The following is a 24452-nucleotide window of genomic DNA, read 5'->3' as shown; positions in this document are numbered from 1 at the left end:
TGTCGGAACGAACGAGTCCTCCGTGAGTTCGCGGGCTCACAGTTCCGGGTTCAGCAAGTCGGCCGCGACCACCTCCGCGCCTTTGCGCGCTGCCGCCTCGCGTGCTTCCCGCGCAGTTTCGAACGGACCTATCATCGGCGCGCCGTCGTATGGAAATATCACCCGATCGTCGGTTGTCCGTACAACCTTCAGGTCGCCGGTAAACGTGCCGGTCACGGTGCGTCGATAAGTCGGATAGATTCTGTAGTCGCTTTCGGCGGTGGGGATACCGTCGGGCGATGCCAGGTCCCGCAGCGAACTATTGTGAAAGTGCAACTTCCTTCTCACCATCTCAATCCCTGCAATTGCGAATCGACTGTTAAGGGCCTTGCAACGAAACACATAACGATGGCTCAGACGCGGGCGCGGCGCACATCGGATGCGCGCCGCGCTCTCTCCCGTCGGGCGGGATACTCAGCGCCCGAAATCAGACGCCGGTAAAACGTTCAGCAGCGAATCAAGGCTGACGTTGGCCGCCCTGGTGCTGCGGCGTCTTTTGCTGATTCTGCTGTTGCTGCCCGTTCTGCTTACCCGCGTTCTTCGGATTGCCCGGTTGTGCATTGGATTGCTTCGGATCGTTCATTTCAACTCCTTCATTGCGAAAGTAATGTCCCCGAGGTACTGCGTACTCTTTTGCACGGCTACTCTGGACTGTCTTCCTCGTACTCGGTGCGAACGCCCTTCGGCAGCCAGGGCTCCCTATGGCGACACCACAGTTCGTAGGTCGGCTCATATACGCCGACGCTATCGAACGCGCCGATCGGTATGTCCAGTTCGTCGCTTCCCAGATATTCCATGAACGCGACCGAGCCGCACGTCGGACAGAAATATCTTCTTCCGTCCTGCGAGCTTTGCCATACATGAATCGGGCCGGAGAACTCCACGGTATCGCGGGAGAACATCGCATAGGCGCCGAACGCACTGCCATGCACACGGCGACATGTCATGCAATGGCACAGCGAGACTCGCCGCGGCTGTGCGCTGACGCGAAACCGCACGGCCCCGCACGCGCATCCACCGGTCTGCTCGAGTTGTGCAGCTTGCCCGCCGTGCTTGCGCTGCGCGTCGCCGGTGTCCATATGGCTCTCCCGATCCGATGTCGCGATAGTTTTCGAGCGCGTTACTTGTCGCTCTTTTTCGGTATCTTCTTGCCCGATTTGCGAGCCTGGTTCAACGCAATGGCGACTGCCTGCTTATGCGGCTTGCCATGCTTCGTCTCAGTCTTGATGTTGCGCGACACTGTTTCTCTGGATGTTCCTCTTTTCAGCGGCATGATCCTCTCCTATCAGTTACGCGTTCAACAAGGGCAACGCTTGCGCCCAGCGCCTGCCACACAAATTCCAGCACGCCACGTGCCACGTGGCGTGTCACGCGCTCACCGGCCGCAATCAGATCCGGGCACTGCGGCGCCGCGCGCCCGGACAGCACTACAGCGACGTTACTGTTGGGCGACGCCCTTCTTGGCGGCGAGTTGCTGTGCGCGCTGGTAATGCTCCTTGATGGTCGGCAACCCCTTTTGCGCCGCCTTCTTCAGATCGGCGTTCTGCCCGTCGGCGATTTCTTTTTCGAATGCGGCAATGGTTTTCTTGTGCCCTTCAAGGCCGACCTTCTGGATATAAGCCTGATCGAATTCCTTACCCTTCAGCGGCTTCAGCGCGTCGAGCACACTCGTGTCCGAATTGTCTTTCGGCACTTCCACGCCGTGCGGCGCGGCCATCTTCAGTTGGACGGTCAGCTTCGTGTGGTCGATCATCATGTGATGCGCAAACGACTTCACGTCCTTGTCGTTCGAATTGCTGGTCGCAAGTTTCGCGGCGTCGATCTCCGTCGATGAAGACATCGACGCGGCCTGAACGAAGTCCTTGTCCACTTGTGCGAGCGGATTGGCGGCGGTAGTGGAGGCGGCTTCTGTCTGCGCGTTGGCGGCGACCGGAAGCAGGCTGAAACAACCGCACGCTAGTGCAATTACTGTCATCTTTTTCATGCGTTTCCTCACTGGTTTTCGAACGGAGTAGCCGAAGTGGCGCAATGTTCGTTGCGGCATCCGTGACGCAGCAACCGCCATGCCGGGGCGCGGCAACCACGCGGATTTTTACTATCGTTCCCTCAGTTGCGGGTGCGACCTACCCCATCTTTCATGCACGGATTGGCGCGGCTACATGCAGCGATTACATACCCGCTTCGAGGACACGCGATGTGCGCTCACGCCTGTCGCGGCACCGGCCGGGATCGCGCCTTGCTCGTTGCCCGTTGCATTCCAACCAACTCAGGGAGAGCGCAATGGCGACGAAACCGAATGACCCAGACGACACCGCGCAAAGCGGGGCCGCCGGAGAATCCGACGAAGGAACATTCGAAACCGATGTGTCCGAAACCGGCGATGACGGCACCACGGTCCGGCAAGCGGAAGTGAAGAAAGACGATCTGTCCGAAGTGAAGAAAGACAACTCGTAGCGCCTGCCACGATGGCCGCGTTCGCATGTGCCGCGAACGCGGCTGGAACCCAACCTCATGACACGATTGCCCTGTGAGAATCGCTCAAGTCGCCCCTCTTTACGAATGCGTCCCACCCTTTGCTTACGGCGCCACCGAGCGCGTGGTGTCTTACCTGACCGAAGAACTCGTTCGACGAGGCCATGACGTCACGCTGTTCGCCACCGCCGACTCGCGCACGGCTGCGAGGCTCGTGCCGATCTGCGAGCGCGGACTATGGCGCGACACGGCGGTATGGGACACGCTTACGCATCACGTGAGGCAACTCGCTCGCGTTGCGGATCTCGCGAATGAATTCGACGTCGTGCATTTTCACGGCGATCCGCTGCACTTTCCACTCGCACGGTCGCTGCCGTGCAAGTCGCTCACCACGCTGCACGGGCAACTGCTTCCGGTGGATCACGGGCCGCTCTTTCGCGAATTCGCGTCGGCACCGCTCGTGTCGATCTCGGACGATCAGCGCAAGCCGGTGCCGTCCGCCAACTGGCAAGCGACGATCCACCACGGTCTGCCGTTCGACGAATTCGGGTTTCAGCCGGAGCCCGCGTCGTATCTGCTCTTTCTCGGCCGTCTCATGCCCGGCAAGCGGCCCGATCTCGCCGTCGAAATCGCAAGGCGCGCCGGGCTGCCGTTGAAAATGGCTGGCAAGGTTCACCCCGGCGAGCGCGAGTACTTCGCACAGCAGATCGAACCGCTCGTCGAACGTTCGCGCGACTTCACCGACTATCTCGGCGAAGTCGGCGGTGAGTTGCGCCGCGAACTCATCGCAAATGCGCGGGCGCTGCTATTTCCGGTCGAATGGGCTGAGCCCTTCGGCATGGTGATGATCGAAGCAATGGCATGCGGCACGCCGGTCATTGCATTCGGACGCGGCGCGGTGCCGGAAGTGCTGACGCATGGCGTCAACGGCTTTATCGTCGACAACGTCGAACAGGCTGTCAGCGCGGTGGCGCGCATCGGCGAAATAGATCGCGCACAATGCCGCCGCTCGTTCGAGCTGCGCTTCACCGCTGCACGCATGGCCGACGACTACCTGCGCGTCTTCGAACGCCTCCTCGCAAGAACGCGCGCGGCGGTGCCCGCATCCGCTGCCGGTGTAGATTCACGGTTGTTCGGCGAGCTGCCGGGCAGATAAAAACCACGGCCCCGCGCGGGGCCGTGGCAAGCGGCATTAGCCGACGTTCACTTCGATGCGGCGTGGCCGCGCTTCTTCGCGTCGCGGAATGACGAGCTTCAGCACACCGTCCTGCAGGTTCGCCTCGATCTTGGACGTGTCGAATTCCGCTCCCAGCGTGAATGAACGCGAGAAATGCGGCGCGCGGATTTCCGCGTGTTGCAGACGCAAACCAGCGCGCGTCGGCACACTCGCTTCTGCCTCGATATGCAAATTGCCGTCGTGCACGCGCACTTCCAGTTTCTCTTTCGACACACCCGGCAGGTCCGCCCACAGCGTGACGCCATGCGCGTTCTCGATCACGTCGACAGGCGGCGTAAGCGTCGTGCGCGGCTCAGCCGGCTCGCGCTCGCCGCGCGCGACGGGCTGCTGCTCCTTCTGAACAACTTCGGTCGTATCGTTCATGATTCGCTCCATCATCGGTGAGATCACTGAATGGTGATTGCGCGAGGCCTGGACGATTCGCGCTTGCCGACGCTAATCGACAGGCAGCCGTTCGTATAGTGCGCCTCGACCTTGTCGGGATCGGCCTGTTGCGGCAGTTCGATCACGCGGCGGAACGAGCCGGTAAATCGCTCCTGTGCGTATTGACGCGTGGACTCGTCCGCCTCGGGCGCGACGCGCTTGCGTTCGCCCGCAATCGTCAGCAAGCCCTTGTCGATCGACACCTCGAGTTGCGACGCGTCGATACCCGGCGCGAACGCGACGATCTCGATCGAGTCGTCGGTGGTGCCGATATTGATTTGCGGAAAGGCCGACAGACGGCCTGAGCGGATGCTCGAAGGAAAACCGCCGAACAGCGCCGACATCTGCTGCTGCAGACGATCGAACTGGCTGAACAGGTCGGTCGCGAAGTAAAGGTCACTCATGATCGTTTCCTCCTCGGTAGTGCCGGTGCCGTGGCGAGGAGACGGACGGGCCTACGCGCTCCAGTCCGCCCGCCCGCACCCGCTGACAGACAAATCGAAACACGCAGCGCGCCGCCGGAACGGCGCGTCTGCCTGAGCGGAATCTAAAATAGATCCCGGCAAAACGATTTCAAGACCCTTCGCGAAAATTTTCGGCCTTGAAAAACAGAAGTAAAACCACATAGTCCTGCGAGGTCAAAAGTGTCGGAGAAAAGGCATGGAATTCGATTCGGACTGGCTCACTCTTGGACGGCATCGCGTGTGCTTGCGCTCGCCACGGGGCTTTCCCACGGAAGGCATGCGGACCGCCGTCGACGTCATGCGCATTGCGATCGAGAACAATATGAGCGCACGCGCGCGGCTCGTGGATGTTGCGGTGCGAGAGGAAAAATCGTACGACGTATCGGTCGGAACCACGTTTGCCGAAGACCGGCTTTGCGCGCCGCAACTCGAGACGGCGATCGCCACCGTGCTCGGTTTAATGCCCTCGCAAGTGCGCATCTTCGTGACCGTGGTCACGCAGGAGGAAGTCGATTTGCACTTCGGCGTGTACGAGCGGATGCTGGCCGAGAAGATCAGCGGATTGCCGCCTATCCGGCGCGGCGCGAAACACGACGCGCGGCAGTCCGGGCAGACGGTTGCGCGCGGCACACCGGATCTGCCGGATCGGCCCGATACGGCAGACGCTTTACGCAGCGGACCTTGATCTCAGCGCGAATCCGAAGCGCGGGCCGCGCGACGCGGCCTCGCTGGGCCGCCTATTGCAATTAGTAGTCGAAGCCGCGCAGCATCGCGTTTAGTTCGTCCACGCCATATGGCTTGCGAAGCGCTCCCCAGCGAAACGGCAGTGTGTTCACTGGAGGCATTTCGTGACCCGACGCAAAAATCACGCGTAGCGTGGGCCGCAATTGCGCGGCCCGTTGTGCAAGTTCGAGGCCTGGCATGACCGGCATGGACAGATCGGTGATCAGCACGTCAAACGGTTGTTCTTCCAGCATGCGCAGCGCTTCCTGCGGCGAGCTCGTAACGGCCGGATCGTGACCCAGCAGTTTCAGCAACTCGCCGATTGCCTCGGACGTCTCGAGATCGTCGTCGACGAGCAGCAGGCGCAGAGCCGCGTCAGCCGCCGATTCCTGCATTTCTGCGCCGTCGCCGTTGCGGGCGAGCGGAGAAACGCCGAGTATCTGACGGATCTTGTACGCCAACTGTTCGCGGCTGTACGGCTTGCTCAGCAATTCGACACCCGGATCGAGCCGCCCGCCGTGCACGATCGCGTTCTGCGTATAGCCGGACGTGAAAAGCACCTTCATGCGCGGCAACAACTGCACCGCCTGCGCCACCATCGCCGGGCTGCGCAGCGGACCGGGCATCACCACGTCGGTAAACAGAAGGTCGATATGCACGCCGCTGCGCACCACCGCGAGCGCCTGCTCCGCGTCGTTCGCCTTCAGCACGGAATAGCCGAGGCCTGAGAGCGTGTCGACCACCGTCGATTGCACCTCCTGGTCGTCTTCCACGACCAGAATCGTTTCGGTCCCGCCGAGCAGCGTCACCGGCTGCGAGGGCGGCGTCTCGACCGCGTCTTCCATCGAGCGCGGCAGATAGATCTTGACCGTCGTGCCGTGTCCGACTTCGCTGTAAATCCTGATGTGGCCGCCGCTCTGCTTCACGAAGCCGTAGGCCATGCTGAGGCCGAGGCCGGTGCCCTCGCCTTCGGGTTTGGTCGTGAAAAACGGATCGAATGCGCGCTGCACGATTTCGGGCGGCATGCCCATACCGGTGTCGGTTACGGCAAGCATCACATACTGGCCCGCGGGCACGTCGGGAAAGCCTGCAACATACTGATCGTCGAGCATCGAGTTCGACACTTCCATCGTCAGCTTGCCGCCCTCCTTCATCGCGTCGCGTGCATTGATCGCGAGATTGAGGATCACGTTTTCCATCTGATGCACGTCGACGAGCGTATTCCACAGTCCGCCCGCCACCACCGTTTCGATCTCGACCGTTTCGCCGAGCGCGCGGCGCAACAGGTCGTCCATGCCCCGAATTGCGGACGCAAGATTGATGACGATAGGCCGCAATGGCTGCTGGCGTCCGAACGCGAGCAATTGCGACGCGAGCTTCGCGCCGCGATCGACTGCGTCGATTGCCTTGTCGAGACGCTCGCGCGTCCAGCCGTCCCGTTTATGGCGGCTTTCGAGCAGTTCGAGGTTGCCGCGCAGAATTTGCATGACGTTGTTGAAATCATGCGCGACGCCGCCTGTGAGCTTGCCGATGGCTTCCATTTTCTGCGACTGCACGAGCGCGATGCGCGTCTCTTCCAGCAGACGATTCGCTTCCATGCGCTCGGTGATATCGCGCGTGATCTTCGCGAATCCCACTAGCGCGCCGCCGTCGCGGATCGCGTCGATCACGACGTGCGCCCAGAAACGCGAGCCGTCCTTGCGCACGCGCCAGCCTTCGGCTTCGAAGCGGCCGTCACGCGCAGCCGCGGCAAGGCCGCGCTGCGGCAGTCCGGTCGCCGCGTCCTCCGGCGTATAGAAGCGCGAAAAATGCGAGCCGATGATTTCACTGGCCGCATAGCCCTTGATGCGGCGCGCGCCCGAGTTCCAGTTGGTGATCATGCCTTCCGGCGACAGCATGAAGATCGCGTAATCGGTCACGCCGTCGACGAGCAGACGAAAGCGCCGCTCGCTTTCGAGCACCGCGTCGTGCACCGTTTTCTTGTCGGTCATGTCGCGCACGATCTCGCCGAAGCCGAGAAGCGTGCCGTTTCCCGAACGCAGCGCCGTGAGCACGACGCTCGCCCAGAACACCTGGCCGTCCTTGCGCACGCGCCAGCCTTCGCCCTCGAAGCGCCCTTCGCGGCGCGCCGTGTCGAGCGCCGCTTGCGGCAGCCCCTGCGCGCGCCCTTCGGCCGTATAGAAGATATCCAGCGACTTACCGACGACCTCGTCCTCGCGAAAACCGTGGATGACCTCACCGCCAGGATTCCACGAGCGGATGCAGCCGTCTTCGGATAGGCCGATCACCGCATAGTCGCGCAGAGATTGAACCCAGATGTTCGCCCAGTTCTGAATGATGTCATCGGGCTCGTATGCATGCGCCATTAACCTGCTCCCTGGAGAATAGGCCGACGACCTAGTCTGCAATTTCATGCGCCGAGGACGGCGCACCGCGTATTGTCTTCTACTGTTCCGTCGTGTTTCGCGCCTGACGCACTTAAAGCCCGAGCAAGCCGGTCCTTTGCGGCTCTATGCGCATTGCGCCATTTTATTAGCGAACGCCTGCGATATGAAGCGGTGTTTCCATAAGCCGCCACGGCCGCCTGTAAGGCTCTGAAAGCAGCGCCACTCCGGGGACGGCAAGGTACAGCGATTGCTACCCACTCGCAAACGCCCCACCGACCCTCTCATCGAAGCATGCAAACAGGCCCAGCACCTCGAAGCCGGCTGGCAAGCCCAGCAGCAATGCTGCCGCGTGGCGGGGCTCTCCCCGGGCTTGGCGCCGCACTTTGCAGCGCTCTGACCTCGGAAGCGAAGGCCGCCCCTGCCCATGATGCCCTCAGTCCGGCAGGCGTGCAGGCCGCGCACATCTTCTCACTGTGGAATTTGACGCTGACGGTCTGCGCGCTCGTGTTCGCGACCGTGCTGATCGCGCTGCTGCTGGCGGTGGCGCGTGCGCCGCGTTCGAGCCGCGATGCGCGCCCCGATCTCGACTCGCTCGAACGCCCCGAGAAACGCGTGCGCCGTGTGGTGAGCGGGGCGTCGATTGCGTCGGTCGTGTTGCTATTCGGGTTGCTGCTCGCCGACATCGTGACCGATCGCGCGCTGTCGCGCCTGCCCGTCGCCGACGCGGTTCATCTGGAGATGACCGGGCACCAGTGGTGGTGGGAAGCGCGTTACGCAGACGACACGCCCGGCGGCGGATTCGCCGTCGCGAACGAGCTGCACGTGCCGGTTGGGCGGCCCGTCGTCATCTCGCTGAAGGCGGACGACGTGATCCACACGTTCTGGGTGCCGAATCTGCACGGCAAGAAGGACATGATTCCCGGCCGTGAATCGACGATCGAATTTCGCGCCGACCGCGCAGGGACCTATCGCGGACAGTGCGCCGAGTTCTGCGGCCTCGAACACGCGCTGATGGCATTCACGGTGGTCGCCGAGCCGCCCGCCCAATACGACGCATGGGTCGCGCGACAACGCGCGCCCGCGCCGCAGCCGGTCAACACGCTACAGGCGCAAGGCGAGCGCCTCTTCACGACCGGCAACTGCGCCGGTTGCCACACAGTGCGCGGCACGTCGGCGCAGGGCGTACTCGGCCCCGATCTCACGCACGTAATGAGCCGCCCGATGCTCGCCGCCGGAACATTCGAAAACACGCCCGCCAACCTGGAATCGTGGATCAAGGCGCCCGGCAGCATGAAGCCCGGCACCACGATGCCCGCAAGCCAGTTGTCGGCGCAGGACATCAATGCCCTCGTTGCATGGATCGGGACTCTCCAGTGAGCGAACGTCATTCCACATCGAGGCCGCCACGCGCACCGCATCTGGTGGACGGTCCCGCGGCCGGGCAGGAGATTGCCGATGCGCTTGCGCGCACCTGGAGCGATCCGGCCGGATGGCTCGGCCGGCTATCGGCGGTAAATCACAAGACCGTGGCACGGCGCTTCGTGATCACCACGTTCGTCTTCTTTCTGCTGGGCGGCCTGCTCGCGCTTGCCATGCGCCTGCAACTTGCGCGGCCCGGCAATCGCCTCGTCGGTCCTGAACTGTACAACCAGCTCTTCACGATTCACGGCACGACGATGATGTTCCTGTTCGCGGTGCCGATCATGCAGGCCGTCGCCACATGGCTCGTACCACTGATGATCGGCGCGCGCAGCGTCGCCTTTCCACGGATGAATGCGTACGCCTACTGGGTCTTCCTGTTCGGCGGCGCGACGCTGTATGTGGCCTTCCTGCTCGGCGCGGGTCCGGATGCAGGCTGGTTCAGCTATGTGCCGCTCGCCGGGCCAGATTATTCGACGGGCAAAGGCGTCGACATCTGGGCGCAGATGATCACCTTCACCGAACTTTCCGCGCTGCTCGAAGCGGTGGTCCTCATCACGACCATCTTCAAGATGCGCGCGCCCGGCATGTCGCTCAACCGCATGCCGCTATTCGTGTGGGCCACGCTGATCACGCAATTCATGGTGCTGTTCGCGATGCCGGCGGTAATGCTCGGCAGCACGGCGCTGATTCTCGACCGTCTCGTGGGCACGCATTTCTACAACGCGGCGCGCGGCGGCGACGTGCTGTTGTGGCAGCACCTCTTCTGGTTCTTCGGCCATCCCGAGGTGTATCTGATCTTCATTCCGCCGCTCGGCTTTCTTTCGTCGATCATCCCCACTTTCGCGCGCCGCCCGATTTTCGGCTATCCGGTGATGGTGCTCGCGCTGATCACGACCGCCTTTCTCGCCTTTGGCCTATGGGTGCATCACATGTTCGCGACGAGCATCCCGGCGCTCGGCAAGAGCTTCTTTACCGCCGCCAGTCTGATGATCGCGATCCCGTCCGGCGTGCAGGTTTTCTGCTGGATCGCTACGCTGTGGACCGGCCGCCTCAACCTGAAAACGCCGTTGTGGTTCGCGCTCGGCTTTTTCTTCATTCTCGTGCTGGGCGGCATGACGGGTGTGATGCTCGGTTCGGTTTCCCTCGATTTGCAAGTACACGACACATACTTCGTGGTCGCGCATCTGCATTACGTGTTGCTCGGCGGCGCAGTATTTCCGCTATTCGGCGCGTTCTACTACTGGTATCCGAAAGCGACTGGCCGCCTGATGAACGAAACGCTGGGACGTCTGCAATTCTGGCTGTTTTTTATCGGCTTTAACGTCACGTTCTTTCCGATGCACGTGCTTGGTCTGCACGGCATGCCGCGGCGTGTATGGACCTATCCGCACGGCATGGGCTGGGACGGTATGAACCTGGCTGCCACGACAGGCGCGATAACGATCGGCGTGAGCGTGCTGATGTTCATTGTCAATGCGCTGCGCAGCTACCGGCATGGCGAAGTGGCGGGTGCAGACCCGTGGGGCGCGGGCACGCTCGAGTGGAGCACCACGAGCCCGCCGCCGCCACACAACTTCGACGCGCTGCCCGTGGTTCACGGACGCGACCCGCTGTGGGAGGCGTCCGCGCAGCCTGCCCTCCAGCCCGCATACGTCAGCGGCCTTGCAGCCGAATCGCGCGAAGTACTGTCGACCACCGCGCTCGATGCGCTCCCGGATCTGCGTCTGCTGTTCCCGTCGCCTTCCATCTGGCCGTTTATCAGCGCGGTGGCGACCACGGTGCTGTTCATCGGCTCGATCTTTTCGCCGTGGGCCGTGGTGTGGGGCTCGGTGCCCGTCACCATCGCGTTGATCGGCTGGTTCTGGCCCAATCGCGGGCAGAACCGGCGCGCGCTCCAACTGGAGCAACGGCCATGACGGAATTGCGCAAAGTGCCTGCAAATGCGATGTCGAACGACGCGGGCACCACGCCTGCATTGATGCTCGACGTGCGCCATCTGCCGAGCTTCGGCTTCGGACATCGCAGCCTGATGTGGTGGAGCACCGTGTGCCTGATGCTGATCGAGGGCACCGTATTCGCCATCGCCGCAATGGCGTACTTCTATCTGCGCGGTCTCACCGCGAACTGGCCGCTCAATGCTGCGCCGCCTCAACTACTGTGGGGCACCGCGAACACCGCGATTCTGCTCGCGAGCATGTGGCCGAACCAGCTTGCCAAGCGCGCCGCCGAGCGTCAGCAGCGCGCCCGCTCGCGCCTGTGGCTCTGCGTTGCCCTGCTGTTCGCCGCGGCATTTCTCGTCGTGCGCGGGTTCGAATTCGCGGCACTGAATGTGAGCTGGTACACCAACGCATACGGTTCCGTCGTGTGGCTGCTGCTCGGCTTGCACACCACGCACCTCATTACCGACACCGTGGACACCGCGGTGCTGACCGTGCTGCTGTTCACCGGTCCCTTCGAAGGAAAACGTTTCGTCGACGTGAGCGAGAACGCGCTCTACTGGTACTTCGTGGTACTCAGCTGGTTGCCGATCTATGCGGTGATCTATCTCGCTCCCCGATTGTGAGAGGTTTGCCATGCGAACCTGGCTCGCGCTCCTCGGTGCGCCCTCGGCGGTACTGGCCGCGTTGAGCGCCGACTATGCACTCGTCACGCCCTCGTGTGCGTGGCGAACGATCCTGCCTCTGGGCAGTGTGACCGGCACTGGGCTGCTGTTCTCGATTATCGCCACGCTGCTGGCGTGGCACCGCTGGCGCGAGGCCAGCATGATCGCCCCCGCGAACGCGACCGCACTACCCGCGCGGCCCGCCATGCTTGCATGCGCGGCCACGTGGGTCGGCATGATTTCGACGCTCGCACTCGTCGCAATGTGGATACCGCAATGGCTCATTTCTCCCTGCGTGCAATGAACACACTAACGCGCTGCGTACTCGCGCTTGGGGCGGCGTGCATTCCCCTCACCGTAGAAGCGCACGTGCTCAGCGCTGCCGAACGAAGCGCGCCGCCGGTGCTGCGCTGGACATTCGAACCGTGGGTCGTCGTGTTGCTGATCATCAGTCTCGGCCTTTACGCAGCCGGCTACCGGCGCCTGTGCGCGCGCAGCAGACGCGGGCGCGGCATTCGCGTGCGTCAACTGTGCGCGTTCGTAGCCGGATGGCTTGCGCTCGTGGCCGCGCTCGATTCGCCGCTCGATGCACTCAGTGCAGCGCTATTTTCCGCGCACATGGTTCAACACGAATTGATGATGATCGTCGCCGCTCCGCTGCTCGTGCTCGGCCGGCCGCTCGCGGTGTGGTTGTGGGCCTTCCCTCCGGCCGCCCGGCATGCGATAGCGGCGGCAGTCCGCACGCCGGTGCTGCACGGCCTGTGGCGCGCGCTGTGCGCGCCGGCCGCCGCGTGGCTGCTGCACGCGGCCGCGCTGTGGGTGTGGCATATGCCGCGGTTCTTCGAAGCGGCGCTCGCGTCGGACGGCATTCATACATTCCAGCACGCGAGTTTTCTGCTGAGTGCGCTGCTGTTCTGGTGGGTCGTGTTCGGCGAAGGCGCGCGGCGCAATCAAAGCGGCTACGCGATGTTATCGCTGTTTACGACGATGGTTCACACCGGCGCGCTCGGCGCATTGCTGACGCTCGCGCCCGGTCTCTGGTATCCGGCGTATATCGAGCCGACGTCGGCGCTCGGCTTCGATCCGTTGCAGGATCAACAACTCGGTGGTCTCGTGATGTGGGTGCCGGGCGGCCTCGCCTATCTGATCGCCGCGCTGTTGACGGGCGCGCGCTGGCTGATGCATCGCGCGCCCGCGACGCTCATGCCGGCCACGCTGGCCGCGCACCGGGACAGTAGTTCATGACTAGGCGCTTTACGCTCATAGCGCTGGCCGGTGCGGCGATCCTTGGCTTGTTGCCGGCGCCGCGCGTCAACGCCCAGCCCTCCGGCGCGGTGGACGCGGCGCTTGTCGCGCGCGGAGAATATCTCGCGAAAGCGTCGGATTGCGCGGGATGCCACACCGCGGTTGGCGGACAAGCGTATGGGGGCGGTCTCGGACTGACATCGCCGTTCGGCACGATCGTGAGCAGCAACATCACGCCGGATCGCCGGTATGGCATCGGCGCATACAGTTACGAGGATTTCACGCGGTCTGTGCGCGAAGGCGTGTCGCCGGGCAATAAGCGGCTCTATCCGGCGATGCCGTACGCGTCGTTTTCCAAAATGTCCGATGACGACATGCGGGCGCTTTACGCGTATTTCATGCATGCAGTAAAGCCGGTGCCCGAACCCGCTCCGCCCACCAAGGTGCCATTCCCGTTCAACCAGCGCTGGGTGCTGTATTTCTGGCAACTCGCGTTCGCACCGAAAGAAGCGTATCAGCCGAAGCCTGGCCGCGACGCGCAATGGAATCGCGGCGCGTTCCTCGTCCAGGGCCCGGGCCATTGCGGCGCGTGTCACACGCCGCGTGGGCCGGGGTTTCAGGAACGCGGCTACGACGAATCGTCGCCAACCTACTTGACGGGTGGAGTCAATGACAACTGGTTCGCGCCGAATCTCACTGGAGACCCCGGCTCGGGACTGGGGCGCATCGGCGAAAAAGATCTTGCTGCGTTTTTGAAGACGGGACACGGTGCGGGTCTCGCGGCATTCGGTTCAATGGTCGAGCAGGTGGAAGACAGCACGCAGTACCTGACCGGCGAAGACGCGCTCGCGATGGCGCACTATCTGAAATCGCTGCCTGCGCAGAAGCCGTCCGGGCGCTACGCCCCCCACGCGCAGCCCGACTTGCCGGCGCGCAACGGCAATCGCATCGATGCGCCGCAATCGGTGGGGGCGCGAGTCTATATCTCGTTCTGCGCGCAATGTCACGGTGTGGACGGCGCGGGCGTGCCGAAGGTGTTTCCGCGGCTCGCGGGCAATCCGTCGGTGCTCACGGAAGACACCACCTCGCTGATTCGCCTGATAGTGGAAGGCGGCAACAGCCCCGCAACTATCGGCGGACCACCGCGCCAGGCCATGCCCGGCTTCGCCCAAACGCTCACCAATGCGCAAATGGCGTCCGTGCTTTCATGGATTCGCACGTCTTGGGGCAACGACGCGCGGCCTGTGACCGCGAACGACATTCAGTCGCTGCGCGAAAAATTGCATAAATAGCGCGGCTGTCGCGCACCTCGCGATGCAATCGCATTACGCTCCGCGCACGGTCGCCTTGCGCTGATTGTCGGGCGCCTGTTGATCGAGGCGCTTTTCGAAACAGCACGAGTCCGTCTTGCCGACATACGGTCCATACGGGGCGATGCGATGGAAACCATGCTTGTCATAGAACTCGATGGCGCGGCGATTATTCGCGTGCGTGCCGAGCCATAACGCCTGGTAGCCTAATTCTCCCGCTTCTTTTTCGAGCTGCGCGAGGATTGCACCGCCCACGCCGTCGGCGCCGGGGCGTGCGTACAGACGCTTGATCTCGGCGATATGCTCGCCTAGCGGACGAAACGCGCCGCAACCAAGCGGCGTTGCCGAGCCGCTCCTTGCGACCAGAAACCGCGAGCGTTCGAGTGCGACGTCGTGAATGGAAAAGCGGCTCTGTCCGCTGTCGCCGGTGAACATGGCAAGCGTGGCGCTCAGTTCGTCGAGCAGCGTCTGCGAGTCAGTCGAGGACGGGTCCTCGCGATTGATAACGATTGTCGGAAACATTATGGGCGCGCCTCCTTTGCTGTCGCATACGAAGCACAAACAGCAAGCGCTGTACCGATTGGCGACGCAGTGCGCGAATGGCGGCGAGGTCGCACGCAAAAAAATGGCTCGCCGTCTGGCGAGCCAAACCGAACAAACAACCATGGCGTCCCGGTGAGGGACCACGGTGTCGAGCAATCGACGTGCCGCTCGATTCGGGCTGCCGCGCGACGGGTATCGCACTTGCTCGTTGATAACTGACTGGCTACCTTAGCTCAATGAGCTCCGATAAACGAGGACGGAAAATGAACATTCCCCGCAGCGTGGTTGGATTTCTTTCGTCGCGCGGTCTCGTGATCGCCACCGCCGAATCGTGCACCGGCGGCCTCATCGCATCGCTGATCGCCGACGTGCCGGGCAGCGGCGCATGCCTCGACGTGGGCCTCGTCGTGTATTCGCCATCGGGCAAATGCGGTGTTCTCAATGTGCAGGCGCAGACAATCGAAGAACACGGCTTGACGAGCGAAGCAGTCGCCCGTGAGATGGCCACCGGCGTACTCGCACTCGAAGCGTGCTCGGCGCATATCGCTGTTGCAAATACCGGGCTCGCAGGCCCTCCACCGAGAGGCACGGATCTGCCAGCGGGCACGCAATGCTTCGCATGGCGCTACAAGCGTCGCGACGGCGAATACATGTTTAGCGAAACACGTGTATTCGACGGCGACCGTACCACCATCAGGCAAAACGCGGCGCTTTACGCGCTCTCGCGCGTCGAGCATTACTTCAATCAATTGCCGAACGTGAGGAACGCGAGGCGCGACTCGTCGCATTCGAGCTAAGCGGGTTTCGAACGCTGCATCGGGCGACGTCCAACCCACACAGGAGTGGCCAGCCGTTCGCATCCAGCCGGCTTTTACAAGGCGCTGCACATCATGACGCGATCATTTTTCAATCTGTACAGTCACGATTTCGCGCGCGTGGCGGTTGCGGTTCCGGTGTGCCGCGTGGCCGATCCGCAATTCAACGCAAAAGAGACGCTGCAGCTCGCCCGGGAAGCCGCGCAAAAAGGCGCGCTGCTGGTAGTGTTTCCGGAACTCGGCATATCGGCCTATACATGCAACGACCTCTTCCATCAGCGCGCTACTCGACGCGTGCGAGGCGGCAATCGGCGACATCGTTGCGGCGTCCACGAATATCCCTGCGGTACTCGTGATCGGTGCGCCGCTGAAGATCGAACATAAGCTGTTCAATTGCGCATTGGCCATTTCGAACGGCAAGCTGTGCGCGGTGGTGCCAAAAAGCTATTTGCCGAACTACGGGGAGTGCTACGAAGCCCGGCAATTGAGCGCGGCGGAGAACGCATCGCCTACGCAAGTGACGTTATGCAGACAGCAGACGCCCTTCAGCGCGTCATTGCTATTCGATGTTCCACAAGCGCCGCTCTTTCGCTTTCACGTTGAAATCTGCGAGGACGTATGGGTTCCTGTGCCGCCTTCATCGTTCGCGGCGCTTGGCGGAGCAACGGTGCTGGTCAATCTGCCTGCGTCCAACATCGTGATCGGCAAGTCGGGTTACCGGCATCAACTGGCTGGGCAGCAATCCGCGCGACGCCAGTCCGCATATCTGTATTCGTCGGCGGGCCGCGGCGAATCCACGACCGACGTTGCATGGGACGGCTAGGCGCTGATCTATGAAAACGGCGAACTGCTTGCGGAATCCGAGCGCTTTCTCGACACCTCTCACGTGATTTACGGCGACGTCGACCTCGAGCGGCTGTCGCGCGAACGGATGCGGCAGACCACTTTCGGCCAGTCCACGCGCCGCCACGCGAACGAGGTCGACAAATTCCAGGTGGTCAGTGTGCCCGCGTCGCTGCCCGACGCGGAGTACCTGCCGCTTATGCGCGCGATCAACCGTTTTCCCTATGTGCCGTCCAATCCCGCGACGCGCGATGAACGCTGCGCCGAGGTCTACAACATTCAGATGCAGGGACTGCTGCAAAGACTCGGCGCCGCCAGAATTTCAAAAGTTGTGATTGGTGTTTCGGGCGGACTCGATTCCACCTAGGCGCTGCTTGTCTGCGCGAAGGCCGTGGACAGGCTGAAGCTGCCGCGCTCGAACATCCTCGGCTATACGATGCCGGGTTTTGCGACGAGCAGCCGCACGCTCCAACAGGCGAAGGATCTGATGCAAGCCATCGGCTGCTCGATGGAGGAAATCGACATAAGTCCTGGCTGCATGAAAATGCTCCAAGATTTGCACCATCCGTTCGCCTCCGGTGAAAAACAATACGACGTCACGTTCGAAAACGTCCAGACGGGCGAGCGCACCAGCCACCTTTTCAGGCTCGCCAACTTCCACCAGGCGATCGTGATCGGCACAGGCGAATCTGGCGATCTTCGCCGAGCGTTTTTTCCGCACCAGCCAGTTCAAGCGCTCGTGCATACCGAATGCGCCGAAGGTTGGATCGGGAGGCTCGCTATCGCCACGCGGCGACTGGCGTGCACCGAACGATAGCGAGGCAACCGTCTGGCTACAAGACATCGAAAAAATTCCTGGCTAGCGCGGCAGTGCAGGTATGCGAAATGCGGTATGTCGCGCATCCGCGAGCGCCCGCATGCCAGTTCGTACGTGCATTGCGCGTGTCGACTGCGCGTGCCGATAATCCCCACAAACCGACGCGCGGCGCCGCGTCATTCTGGAGAAACGCCATGCCCGATACCAGTTCGTCGATGTCCCCTACCATCACCGCGATGATCCGCCTCGATCATATGCATGTGCTCGCCGCATTCCATCGTTATCACGCCGACAGTCCGTGGTGGCGCAAGCGCGCGATCATCAATTCCGTCTGTGCTGCGCTCGAAATTCACGCCCAACTGGAGGAAGAAATCTTCTATCCCGCACTGGCGGGCGTACTCAACCAGGATCAGACGCTCGAAAAAAGCCGCCCGGAACACGATGAAATGCGCGCGACTATTGCGAAGCTGCGCGCCACCGGACCCGAAGATGCAGCCTACGACGGCCTGTTTCAGCAATTGATGCGCGAGGTCATGCATCATGTCGCCGACGAGGAGACGGTGCTGCTGCCCACGGCAGAGCGCGCATTGAAAAACGAACTCCGTTCGCTCGGCGCGAGAATGACGCGCCGCAGACTTCAGCTTCTCGGCGAGCGTCCGCGCGAAATCGCGGTCAACACGGCAGGCACATTCCCGATCGCCACTTTCCTGCTCGGGTCCTTGCTCGTGATCGGCGCGACGCATTGCCTGCCGAAAGCGCGCAGAACGCGCTACGCGGATTGACCGCGACTGAAAAGAACCGTGGGTTTGCCGGGCAACTGGCCCGGCAGACTGTCACGCGGCAGACCGGACGCCTGGCTTGTCGACGATTCGCACCGGAATAGATTTCGCGCCGGGCACCTTGCTCTCTTCGGCGTAATGCCAGAGCGGAAGTAGTGGATTGCATTCCGGGTAGTAGCCGGCAATACAGCCACGAGGAATGTCGTAGGCCTTCACGGTGAGGCCGCTTATGCGTCGGTCGAAGCCGTCGTCGGAAATAGTCTGCAAGCCGATCCTGTCGCCTTCAGAAAGACCACTCGCGGCCATATCGTCCTTATTCATCAGCACAACCATGCGGTTGCCTTTTACGCCGCGAAAGCGGTCGTCGAGACCGTAAATCGTCGTATTGAACTGGCTGTCCGAGCGTAGGGTCATTAGTCGCAGCGCGTCTGTTTCGCGCTCGGGCATGTCAGGATCTTCGCCGAGTGCTTTGGGCACGAGAAATTCCGCCTTGCCGCTCTTCGTTTCCCATTGCCGCTCGCGTGCGGGCAAAGGCTTGGGGAACCCGCCCGGCGTCCACATGCGCCGATTGAAATCGTGGAATATCTTGGGGTAAGTCTTCTCAATTTCGTCGCGCACCACCGAGTAATCGTCTCGCCACGCATCCCAATTCACGTTGAAGCGATCGCCTAGCGTCGCTTTCGCGATGCCCGCAATAATGTAGGGCTCGGAGCGGATGTTCTCGCTGGCGGGTTCGGCCATGCCATGCGAGCCGTGCATGCAGGCGGTGCTGTCTTCCATCGATACCGCCTGGTCGCCGCTCGCCTGCCGGTCGATTTCAATGCGGCTCAGGCACGGCAGTACGTACGAGATCTCGCCGTGCACAAGATGACTGCGATTGAGCTTCGTTGCGACGTTCACGTTCAACCGCAGACTGCGCCACGCCGGTTCCGTGCGCAAGCGGTCCGGCACGGAACGCACGAGATTGCCGCCAAGATTGAATACGCCCTTCACCTCGCCCTTCACCATCGCCTCGAACGCCTCGACTGTATTGAGTCCCTTCTTGCGCGGCGGTTCGAATGAGAACTGACTGGCCAGCTTGTCGAGCGGCGCCAATTCGGGTTTCTCCGTGATGCCGACCGTGCGCTGCCCTTGCACGTTGGAATGACCGCGTACAGGAGATGGTCCGGCGCCCGGTTTGCCGATGTTGCCGCGCAGAAACAGCAGGTTGCACACCATGCGAACGTTTTGCACGCCCAGCCTGTGCTGCGTCAGTCCCATGCCGTAATGGATCATCACGGCATTCGCCTTCATGTACTCGTTGGCTGCGGCCTCTATCGCCTCGCGGGTCAAGCCGCTGACCTTTTCAATCCCAGCCCACGATGCCTCGCGTGCATAGTTCGCGAATGCCTCATAACCGGTCGTGTGATCGCGGATGAAATCCGCATCGACGACACGCGGCCCGCCCTGCTCAACGGCGACATCGTCCGCGGCAATCACCGCCTTGCAGATGCCGAGCATCGCAGCGGTATCGCCGCCTGTCTTGACCTGATGATATTGGGTGCTGATTCGGGTGTTATCGGGCGTCAGCATCTGCACCGGCGATTGGGGATTCGCAAAGCGTACGAGCCCCGGCTCGCGAAGCGGATTGAAGGTAATGATCGGCACGCCGCGGTTGCGCGCGTCCTGCAACTGGTGAAGCATGCGCGGGCTATTCGTGCCGACATTCTGGCCGAAGAAGAACATGAGGTCTGTCTTCTCGAAGTCGTCGAGCGTAATGGTGCCGACGCCCACGCCGATCGCTTCCTTCAGCCCGACGCTGGTGCTCTCGTGGCACATGTTCGAACTGTCGGGCAGGTTGTTCGTACCGTACATGCGCGCGAACAGCTGGTACATGTATGAAGCTTCGAGCGATGCGCGGCCCGACGCATAGAACACCACGCTGTCTGGATCGAGCTTGTTGAGTTCGCGGCCGATTTCGTCGAATGCCTGTTGCCACTCCACCTGCACGTATTTGTCGGTGGCGGGATCGTAGCGCAAAGGCGCGGTGAGCCGCCCGGCCTCCTCCAGATCGTGATCGTGCCACGACAGGAGTTCGGTCACGGTGTGGAGTTGAAAGAACTCGGGCGTCATTCGCTTCGACGTGAGATCCCACGCCGTAGCCTTCGCCCCGCTTTCACAAAACTCGAACATGTGCGGGTCCGCCGGCTTGGCCCATGAACAGCTCACGCACATGAAGCCGTCCGGTTTATTCTGCTTGGCAAGCACCGCGCTGTTTTTCGCGCCGACGTGTTCCTGCGTCAGAATCGTCGTGACTGCCCTGAGCGAGCCCCAGCCGCCGGATGCATAGGGATAATCTCGTGTCGTGTCCTTCTCTTTCATTGCCGTCTCCGCGCTAACGTCCATACAGGCGCGCAGCAAAGGGTGTACCTGTCAACCGAAAGAGCGCATGCTCCTGACAATAGGGTCACGCCGGTTACGCCGGACTGCGCCGGGTTACGCGTCGTTGCGCAACGCATGAACTGTCTGTCGACCGGGGCGGCCGGGCCATGCATTTGCTACCCTTTACACGCGCTTGCAGCGCAATATGCGGTTCCGTCCATTACTCGAGGTATCCCGATGCCACCCTCGGTCGACGCTCTCTTTCTCGCCCGGACGCAATTCGGTTTCACGATCGCCTTTCACATCATTTTCCCGGCAATGTCGATCGGGCTCGCCAGCTATCTCGCGGTTCTTGAAGGCGCATGGCTTGTCACCGGCAAACCCGTCTACCTGGCGGTATTTCGCTACTGGCTGACGATCTTCGCCGTGGTCTTCGGCGTAGGCGTCGTGTCGGGCCTCGTCATGTCGTACGAGTTCGGCACCAACTGGGCGGGCTTCGCCTATCGCGCCGGTCCCATCGTCGGCCCGTTGATGGGCTACGAAGTACTCACCGCATTTTTTCTGGAATCCGGTTTTCTCGGCGTGATGCTGTTTGGCATGAAGCGGGTCGGCCCCAAGCTACATTTTCTGGCGACGGCGCTCGTTGCTGTCGGTACGTTGATGAGCGCCTTCTGGATTCTGGCCGTCAATTCATGGATGCAAACGCCGCAAGGATTCACGCTGGTCAACGGCCGCTTTTTCCCGGCGGACTGGCTGAGCATCATCTTCAATCCGTCGTTCCCCTACCGGCTCGTGCATATGGTGCTCGCGGCTTATCTGAGCGTGGCGTTCATTGTCGGCGCGGTCGGCGCATGGCACCTGCTGCGCGATTCCAGCAACGAGCCCGCGCGTCTGATGGCTTCGATGGCGCTATGGATGGCGTGCCTCGTCGCGCCGATCCAGATTTTCGCTGGCGACGCGCACGGCGTGAACACGCTCAAGCATCAACCCGCGAAGATCGCCGCGCTGGAAGGCGACTGGGAGTCCAAACCGGGCCAGCCGCTCATATTGTTCGGCATGCCAAACATGAAGACCGAAACGACTGACTACGCCGTCGAGATTCCGCACCTCGGCGCGCTGATTCTCACGCACACATGGAATGGCTCGATCAAAGGGCTCAAGGAATTCCCGCGTGAGGACCGGCCCTTTTCACCGCTAATTTTCTGGGCCTTTCGCATCATGGTCGGCCTTGGCGTGCTGATGGCGCTGACCGGTTTCGCGAGTCTCGCGCTTCGGGCGCGCCATTCGCTTTATCGGGCGCGCTGGCTGCATCGGCTCATGGTTGCAATGGGACCTGCCGGGCTGATCGCGCTGCTATGCGGCTGGACTGTCACTGAAGTGGGCCGTCAGCCTTATACCGTGTATGGCCATTTGCGCACGGCCGACAGCGTGTCGCCCATCGCCGCGCCCGGTGTCGCGACATCGCTTGCGGCTTTCGGCGTGGTGTATCTGATCGTATTCGGCGCGGCGATGGTGTTTCTATTGCGGCTCATGGCGAGACCGCCATCGCTCGCCACCGAGGGGCCCGCGAAGAACATACCGCATCGCAGCGCGGGCATCACGCCGGGGCCCGCGCAACGGCAGCCCGCATCCAGCACCACAGGCAACCCTTCTGCACGGGACAATCGCCATGACAGTCACCACGATTGATCTGCCGCTCGTATGGGCGGCTATTCTCGCGTTTGCCGTGCTTGCCTACGTGCTGCTCGACGGCTTCGATCTGGGTGTGGGCATCCTGTTCGCTTTCGAGCGCAAGCGGGAAGATCGCGACCTGATGGTGAATTCGATCGCGCCCGTATGGGACGGCAATGAGACATGGCTCGTGCTCGGCGGCGGCGGACTGTTTGCCGTCTTTCCGCTCGCCTACTCGGTTATCCTGCCCGCGCTCTATCCGCCGATCATCGCGATGCTGCTCGCACTTGTGTTTCGCGGTGTGGCCTTCGAATTTCGTTTTCGTGCGATGGGTGCAGGCCGCGCATGGTGGGATGTCGCTTTCTTCTCGGGGTCGGCCACGGCCGCTTTGTGTCAGGGCCTCGTGCTGGGCGGGCTGCTTCAGGGCATCCATGTCGAAGGGGTTTCGTATTCCGGCGGTTGGTGGGACTGGCTCACCGGCTTCACCGTGTTGTGCGGTCTTGCCGTTATCGTGGGCTATGCGCTGCTCGGGTCCTGCTGGCTGATCTGGCGCACTGAAGGCGCATTGCACGAGCGTTGCCGGCGTTATGCGCGTACTGCCGCAGTCGCCGTGCTCGCGTTGATCATCGTGGTCACGCTGTGGACGCCGATGCTGCAAGGCTCGCTCGCAGCGCGCTGGTTCCGCTGGCCGGCCATTGCATTGACCGCACCGGTGCCGGTATTGCTGGTTCTTCTCGCGGCCGGCTTGTGGCGCAGTCTATCGTCGCGGCGTCACGTGCTGCCTTTGCTTTTCGCCTATGGCATTTTCGTGCTCTGCTACGCCGGGCTTCTAATCAGCCTGTATCCGTATCTCGTGCCGCCCGCGATTTCTTTCCGCGATGCCGCCGCGCCGCATGCAAGCCTGCTATTTCTCCTCGTAGGCGCCGCGATTACCGTTCCGATGATTCTCGGCTATACGATCTACGCCTACACCGTCTTCAAGGGCAAAATGCGTCCCGGCGAGGGATATCACTGACATGTGGCGACGATTCGCATGGTTTATCGGCCTCTGGATGCTGGGCGTTGCAACGGTCGCTGTGGTGGCAGGCTTATTGAAAGCTGTATTACACGCAGCCACGCATTGAGCGGTTCGGAGAACTTGCAGTGAGGGTCATCGCGGCTGGAATGTTTGCTTGCTGACGCGTAACGTTTTCAACCGCATAGGCATTTGAGCAGTTTTCGATTTGTAAGCCCGCGGCCTAGAACCGTTCGATCAAACCAACTTGCATGCCCTTCACCGGTGCGCCGGGATAGGCCGCAGGTAGTCCAGTGACATTGACGCCGCGCAGCGTGAAGGTCGCGTTGCCGCGGTTCAACAGATCCGCGGCGCTCAAATACATCAGCAGCGTTCTTGAAAGCGCGTATTCGAACGATGCACTGAACTGTTCAGCGCTCGCGCCGTCGTCTAGTTTGTCGGTCACGCGTGCATAGCCGAGCGATAGGCTCGCGGAAGGCGAGAAGCGATAGCGCACCGAAGCGGACATGCCATTGCCGTGATAGGCCGGAGTGCCGCCGTCGCCATTGAAAAACGACAGCCATGCCTGCCAGTTGCCGAGCGAATAGGAGACACCGCCAAGATTGGAACGCAACGCGCCCGCGCCGTGCGTTTGCTGTCTTGCGTAAAGGAGACGCAGGCCGTCGAGCCGGTACTCGAATGTCGCATAATAGCCGGCGAAGCCGTTGCCGTCTTCGTCGGCAGCATCGCGCAATGCGTACATCAAGGTCGCGCTGAAGCCGCTCAATTCCGGCGACAGCCAGGCAATCGCGTCGCTCGAATAAGGCGTGATTTTCGACAGGTTATTGAGGCCCGATGCAATCGTGCCCGCGCCGAATGCATCGAGTTGCCCTTTGAATGGAATGTAGATCGGCGAGTACTGCCGGCCTATCCGGATCTCGCCAAAGCGGCCTTGCCCTCCCACCCATGCCTGCCGGTTAAAGAGCGTGCCCGCTGTCGCGAGAGAACCGTCCGCGCTGCTAAAACCGTTTTCCAGTTCGAACAGAAGATGATTGCCGCCGCCAAGCGGTTCGTCGCCACGCAGGCCGATCCGCGATCCGCGATAGGCGCCGGAATCGAGACGCGGCGTCCAGCCGTTGCCCGGGTCGGTTAACTCGATGCTCGTGTCGAGTACGCCATAAAGCGTGACGGTGCCCTGCGCATGACCGGACACACTCAATGCGGACGCCAGCACGCCTGCTGCAAGCGCGCGGCGGACCCCCGAATACGATCTTCTTTTTGGCATCCGCTCGCGCAATCCTTTTG

24 protein-coding genes and 1 pseudogene are annotated in these 24452 nt (G+C 62.0%); 14 read left to right on the top strand and 11 right to left on the bottom strand.

Annotation, left to right across the window (positions count from 1 at the left end; all coding sequences use genetic code 11):
* Positions 1-36: 36 nt before the first annotated feature.
* The 5 genes from F759_RS0116115 to F759_RS0116095 form a co-directional block, all read right to left on the bottom strand.
* Positions 37-330: a DUF6723 family protein gene (locus F759_RS0116115; RefSeq protein ID WP_027800767.1), complete on the bottom strand. Its 294-nt coding sequence runs from the start codon at positions 328-330 to the stop codon at positions 37-39.
* Positions 331-496: 166 nt separating this feature from the next.
* The gene (locus tag F759_RS44835; RefSeq protein ID WP_274533479.1) at positions 497-622 is read right to left on the bottom strand and encodes a hypothetical protein; all 126 of its coding nucleotides are present in this window, start codon (positions 620-622) and stop codon (positions 497-499) included.
* 58 nt (positions 623-680) lie between these two features.
* The gene (locus F759_RS0116105) at positions 681-1118 is read right to left on the bottom strand and encodes a GFA family protein (protein WP_027800766.1); all 438 of its coding nucleotides are present in this window, start codon (positions 1116-1118) and stop codon (positions 681-683) included.
* Between the two features lie 41 nt (positions 1119-1159).
* Positions 1160-1312 carry a DUF6496 domain-containing protein gene (locus F759_RS43330; protein ID WP_167334027.1) on the bottom strand — a complete coding sequence of 51 codons (153 nt, stop codon included), beginning with the start codon at positions 1310-1312 and terminating at the stop codon, positions 1160-1162.
* Positions 1313-1477: 165 nt separating this feature from the next.
* Entirely contained in the window at positions 1478-2023 is a 546-nt protein-coding gene (locus tag F759_RS0116095) for a DUF4142 domain-containing protein (protein WP_027800765.1), read from the bottom strand.
* 296 nt (positions 2024-2319) lie between these two features.
* Between F759_RS0116095 and F759_RS43325 the strand changes: the two genes are divergently transcribed.
* The gene (locus F759_RS43325) at positions 2320-2493 is read left to right on the top strand and encodes a hypothetical protein (protein WP_167334026.1); all 174 of its coding nucleotides are present in this window, start codon (positions 2320-2322) and stop codon (positions 2491-2493) included.
* 73 nt (positions 2494-2566) lie between these two features.
* The gene (locus F759_RS0116085) at positions 2567-3667 is read left to right on the top strand and encodes a glycosyltransferase family 4 protein (protein ID WP_027800764.1); all 1101 of its coding nucleotides are present in this window, start codon (positions 2567-2569) and stop codon (positions 3665-3667) included.
* 36 nt (positions 3668-3703) lie between these two features.
* Here F759_RS0116085 and F759_RS0116080 read toward each other — a convergent pair whose 3' ends face one another.
* Positions 3704-4111 carry an Hsp20/alpha crystallin family protein gene (locus F759_RS0116080; RefSeq protein WP_027800763.1) on the bottom strand — a complete coding sequence of 136 codons (408 nt, stop codon included), beginning with the start codon at positions 4109-4111 and terminating at the stop codon, positions 3704-3706.
* 23 nt (positions 4112-4134) lie between these two features.
* On the bottom strand, positions 4135-4575 hold the full coding sequence (locus F759_RS0116075) for an Hsp20/alpha crystallin family protein (RefSeq protein ID WP_027800762.1): 441 nt from the start codon (positions 4573-4575) through the stop codon (positions 4135-4137).
* Positions 4576-4831: 256 nt separating this feature from the next.
* On the opposite strand from F759_RS0116075, the gene F759_RS0116070 reads away from it, so the two are divergent.
* Positions 4832-5320 carry a hypothetical protein gene (locus tag F759_RS0116070; RefSeq protein WP_027800761.1) on the top strand — a complete coding sequence of 163 codons (489 nt, stop codon included), beginning with the start codon at positions 4832-4834 and terminating at the stop codon, positions 5318-5320.
* Between the two features lie 61 nt (positions 5321-5381).
* Here F759_RS0116070 and F759_RS0116065 read toward each other — a convergent pair whose 3' ends face one another.
* Positions 5382-7724 carry a hybrid sensor histidine kinase/response regulator gene (locus F759_RS0116065; protein WP_027800760.1) on the bottom strand — a complete coding sequence of 781 codons (2343 nt, stop codon included), beginning with the start codon at positions 7722-7724 and terminating at the stop codon, positions 5382-5384.
* 312 nt (positions 7725-8036) lie between these two features.
* Between F759_RS0116065 and coxB the strand changes: the two genes are divergently transcribed.
* Genes coxB through F759_RS0116035 form a run of 6 tightly spaced genes read left to right on the top strand, consistent with a single transcriptional unit; the run spans position 8037 to position 14306 of the window.
* Positions 8037-9122, top strand: a complete 1086-nt coding sequence (gene coxB / locus F759_RS0116060) for a cytochrome c oxidase subunit II (protein ID WP_027800759.1) — start codon at positions 8037-8039, stop codon at positions 9120-9122.
* Complete coding sequence (ctaD, locus tag F759_RS0116055) at positions 9119-11083, top strand: cytochrome c oxidase subunit I (RefSeq protein ID WP_027800758.1); 1965 nt, start codon at positions 9119-9121, stop codon at positions 11081-11083. The genes coxB and ctaD overlap by 4 nt, the downstream gene beginning before the upstream one ends.
* A complete protein-coding gene (locus F759_RS0116050; RefSeq protein ID WP_027800757.1) occupies positions 11080-11730 on the top strand; it encodes a cytochrome c oxidase subunit 3 in 651 nt (216 codons plus the stop codon). Before ctaD ends, F759_RS0116050 begins: the two co-directional genes overlap by 4 nt.
* 10 nt (positions 11731-11740) lie before the next feature.
* The gene (locus tag F759_RS0116045) at positions 11741-12073 is read left to right on the top strand and encodes a hypothetical protein (protein ID WP_027800756.1); all 333 of its coding nucleotides are present in this window, start codon (positions 11741-11743) and stop codon (positions 12071-12073) included.
* Complete coding sequence (locus F759_RS0116040) at positions 12046-13014, top strand: cytochrome c oxidase assembly protein (RefSeq protein WP_027800755.1); 969 nt, start codon at positions 12046-12048, stop codon at positions 13012-13014. Before F759_RS0116045 ends, F759_RS0116040 begins: the two co-directional genes overlap by 28 nt.
* Positions 13011-14306: a c-type cytochrome gene (locus tag F759_RS0116035; protein ID WP_027800754.1), complete on the top strand. Its 1296-nt coding sequence runs from the start codon at positions 13011-13013 to the stop codon at positions 14304-14306. Before F759_RS0116040 ends, F759_RS0116035 begins: the two co-directional genes overlap by 4 nt.
* Positions 14307-14339: 33 nt before the next feature.
* On the opposite strand, the gene F759_RS0116030 is transcribed toward F759_RS0116035, so the two are convergent.
* A complete protein-coding gene (locus tag F759_RS0116030; protein ID WP_063829656.1) occupies positions 14340-14846 on the bottom strand; it encodes a GNAT family N-acetyltransferase in 507 nt (168 codons plus the stop codon).
* 284 nt (positions 14847-15130) lie between these two features.
* Here F759_RS0116030 and F759_RS0116025 point away from each other — a divergent pair, with 284 nt between their 5' ends.
* The 3 genes and pseudogenes from F759_RS0116025 to F759_RS0115995 all read left to right on the top strand — a co-directional run bounded on the left by F759_RS0116025 (position 15131) and on the right by F759_RS0115995 (position 18124).
* Positions 15131-15664, top strand: coding sequence for a CinA family protein (locus tag F759_RS0116025; protein WP_036024548.1), 534 nt, complete (start codon positions 15131-15133; stop codon positions 15662-15664).
* Positions 15665-15757: 93 nt separating this feature from the next.
* Positions 15758-17388 (top strand): annotated as a pseudogene (locus F759_RS37870) (NAD(+) synthase).
* Between the two features lie 148 nt (positions 17389-17536).
* Positions 17537-18124, top strand: a complete 588-nt coding sequence (locus tag F759_RS0115995; RefSeq protein WP_027800746.1) for a hemerythrin domain-containing protein — start codon at positions 17537-17539, stop codon at positions 18122-18124.
* Positions 18125-18175: 51 nt separating this feature from the next.
* On the opposite strand, the gene F759_RS0115990 is transcribed toward F759_RS0115995, so the two are convergent.
* Positions 18176-20482, bottom strand: coding sequence for an FdhF/YdeP family oxidoreductase (locus tag F759_RS0115990; RefSeq protein ID WP_027800745.1), 2307 nt, complete (start codon positions 20480-20482; stop codon positions 18176-18178).
* Between the two features lie 237 nt (positions 20483-20719).
* Between F759_RS0115990 and F759_RS0115985 the strand changes: the two genes are divergently transcribed.
* Both F759_RS0115985 and cydB read left to right on the top strand, forming a co-directional pair.
* On the top strand, positions 20720-22171 hold the full coding sequence (locus tag F759_RS0115985; RefSeq protein WP_027800744.1) for a cytochrome ubiquinol oxidase subunit I: 1452 nt from the start codon (positions 20720-20722) through the stop codon (positions 22169-22171).
* A complete protein-coding gene (cydB, locus tag F759_RS0115980; protein ID WP_027800743.1) occupies positions 22152-23168 on the top strand; it encodes a cytochrome d ubiquinol oxidase subunit II in 1017 nt (338 codons plus the stop codon). Before F759_RS0115985 ends, cydB begins: the two co-directional genes overlap by 20 nt.
* A gap of 223 nt (positions 23169-23391) precedes the next feature.
* On the opposite strand, the gene F759_RS0115975 is transcribed toward cydB, so the two are convergent.
* Positions 23392-24432 carry a porin gene (locus F759_RS0115975; RefSeq protein ID WP_027800742.1) on the bottom strand — a complete coding sequence of 347 codons (1041 nt, stop codon included), beginning with the start codon at positions 24430-24432 and terminating at the stop codon, positions 23392-23394.
* Between the last annotated feature and the right edge of the window lie 20 nt (positions 24433-24452).

This window comes from Paraburkholderia dilworthii (assembly GCF_000472525.1).
GTDB classification, from domain to species: domain Bacteria; phylum Pseudomonadota; class Gammaproteobacteria; order Burkholderiales; family Burkholderiaceae; genus Paraburkholderia; species Paraburkholderia dilworthii.
The sequence above is the reverse complement of the archived record's forward strand: the minus strand, read 5'-3'. Positions and strand labels throughout refer to the sequence as shown.

Excerpts from the sequence above, each read along its gene's own strand:
- F759_RS0116115 (WP_027800767.1), bottom strand. The coding sequence starts at position 330 with ATGGTGAGAAGGAAGTTGCACTTTCACAATAGTTCGCTGCGGGACCTG.
- F759_RS44835 (WP_274533479.1), bottom strand. The coding sequence starts at position 622 with ATGAACGATCCGAAGCAATCCAATGCACAACCGGGCAATCCGAAGAAC.
- F759_RS0116105 (WP_027800766.1), bottom strand. The coding sequence starts at position 1,118 with ATGGACACCGGCGACGCGCAGCGCAAGCACGGCGGGCAAGCTGCACAA.
- F759_RS43330 (WP_167334027.1), bottom strand. The coding sequence starts at position 1,312 with ATGCCGCTGAAAAGAGGAACATCCAGAGAAACAGTGTCGCGCAACATC.
- F759_RS0116095 (WP_027800765.1), bottom strand. The coding sequence starts at position 2,023 with ATGAAAAAGATGACAGTAATTGCACTAGCGTGCGGTTGTTTCAGCCTG.
- F759_RS43325 (WP_167334026.1), top strand. The coding sequence starts at position 2,320 with ATGGCGACGAAACCGAATGACCCAGACGACACCGCGCAAAGCGGGGCC.
- F759_RS0116080 (WP_027800763.1), bottom strand. The coding sequence starts at position 4,111 with ATGAACGATACGACCGAAGTTGTTCAGAAGGAGCAGCAGCCCGTCGCG.
- F759_RS0116075 (WP_027800762.1), bottom strand. The coding sequence starts at position 4,575 with ATGAGTGACCTTTACTTCGCGACCGACCTGTTCAGCCAGTTCGATCGT.
- F759_RS0116070 (WP_027800761.1), top strand. The coding sequence starts at position 4,832 with ATGGAATTCGATTCGGACTGGCTCACTCTTGGACGGCATCGCGTGTGC.
- F759_RS0116065 (WP_027800760.1), bottom strand. The coding sequence starts at position 7,724 with ATGGCGCATGCATACGAGCCCGATGACATCATTCAGAACTGGGCGAAC.
- coxB (WP_027800759.1), top strand. The coding sequence starts at position 8,037 with ATGCAAACAGGCCCAGCACCTCGAAGCCGGCTGGCAAGCCCAGCAGCA.
- F759_RS0116050 (WP_027800757.1), top strand. The coding sequence starts at position 11,080 with ATGACGGAATTGCGCAAAGTGCCTGCAAATGCGATGTCGAACGACGCG.
- F759_RS0116045 (WP_027800756.1), top strand. The coding sequence starts at position 11,741 with ATGCGAACCTGGCTCGCGCTCCTCGGTGCGCCCTCGGCGGTACTGGCC.
- F759_RS0116040 (WP_027800755.1), top strand. The coding sequence starts at position 12,046 with ATGGCTCATTTCTCCCTGCGTGCAATGAACACACTAACGCGCTGCGTA.
- F759_RS0116035 (WP_027800754.1), top strand. The coding sequence starts at position 13,011 with ATGACTAGGCGCTTTACGCTCATAGCGCTGGCCGGTGCGGCGATCCTT.
- F759_RS0116030 (WP_063829656.1), bottom strand. The coding sequence starts at position 14,846 with ATGTTTCCGACAATCGTTATCAATCGCGAGGACCCGTCCTCGACTGAC.
- F759_RS0116025 (WP_036024548.1), top strand. The coding sequence starts at position 15,131 with ATGAACATTCCCCGCAGCGTGGTTGGATTTCTTTCGTCGCGCGGTCTC.
- F759_RS0115995 (WP_027800746.1), top strand. The coding sequence starts at position 17,537 with ATGCCCGATACCAGTTCGTCGATGTCCCCTACCATCACCGCGATGATC.
- F759_RS0115990 (WP_027800745.1), bottom strand. The coding sequence starts at position 20,482 with ATGAAAGAGAAGGACACGACACGAGATTATCCCTATGCATCCGGCGGC.
- F759_RS0115985 (WP_027800744.1), top strand. The coding sequence starts at position 20,720 with ATGCCACCCTCGGTCGACGCTCTCTTTCTCGCCCGGACGCAATTCGGT.
- cydB (WP_027800743.1), top strand. The coding sequence starts at position 22,152 with ATGACAGTCACCACGATTGATCTGCCGCTCGTATGGGCGGCTATTCTC.
- F759_RS0115975 (WP_027800742.1), bottom strand. The coding sequence starts at position 24,432 with ATGCCAAAAAGAAGATCGTATTCGGGGGTCCGCCGCGCGCTTGCAGCA.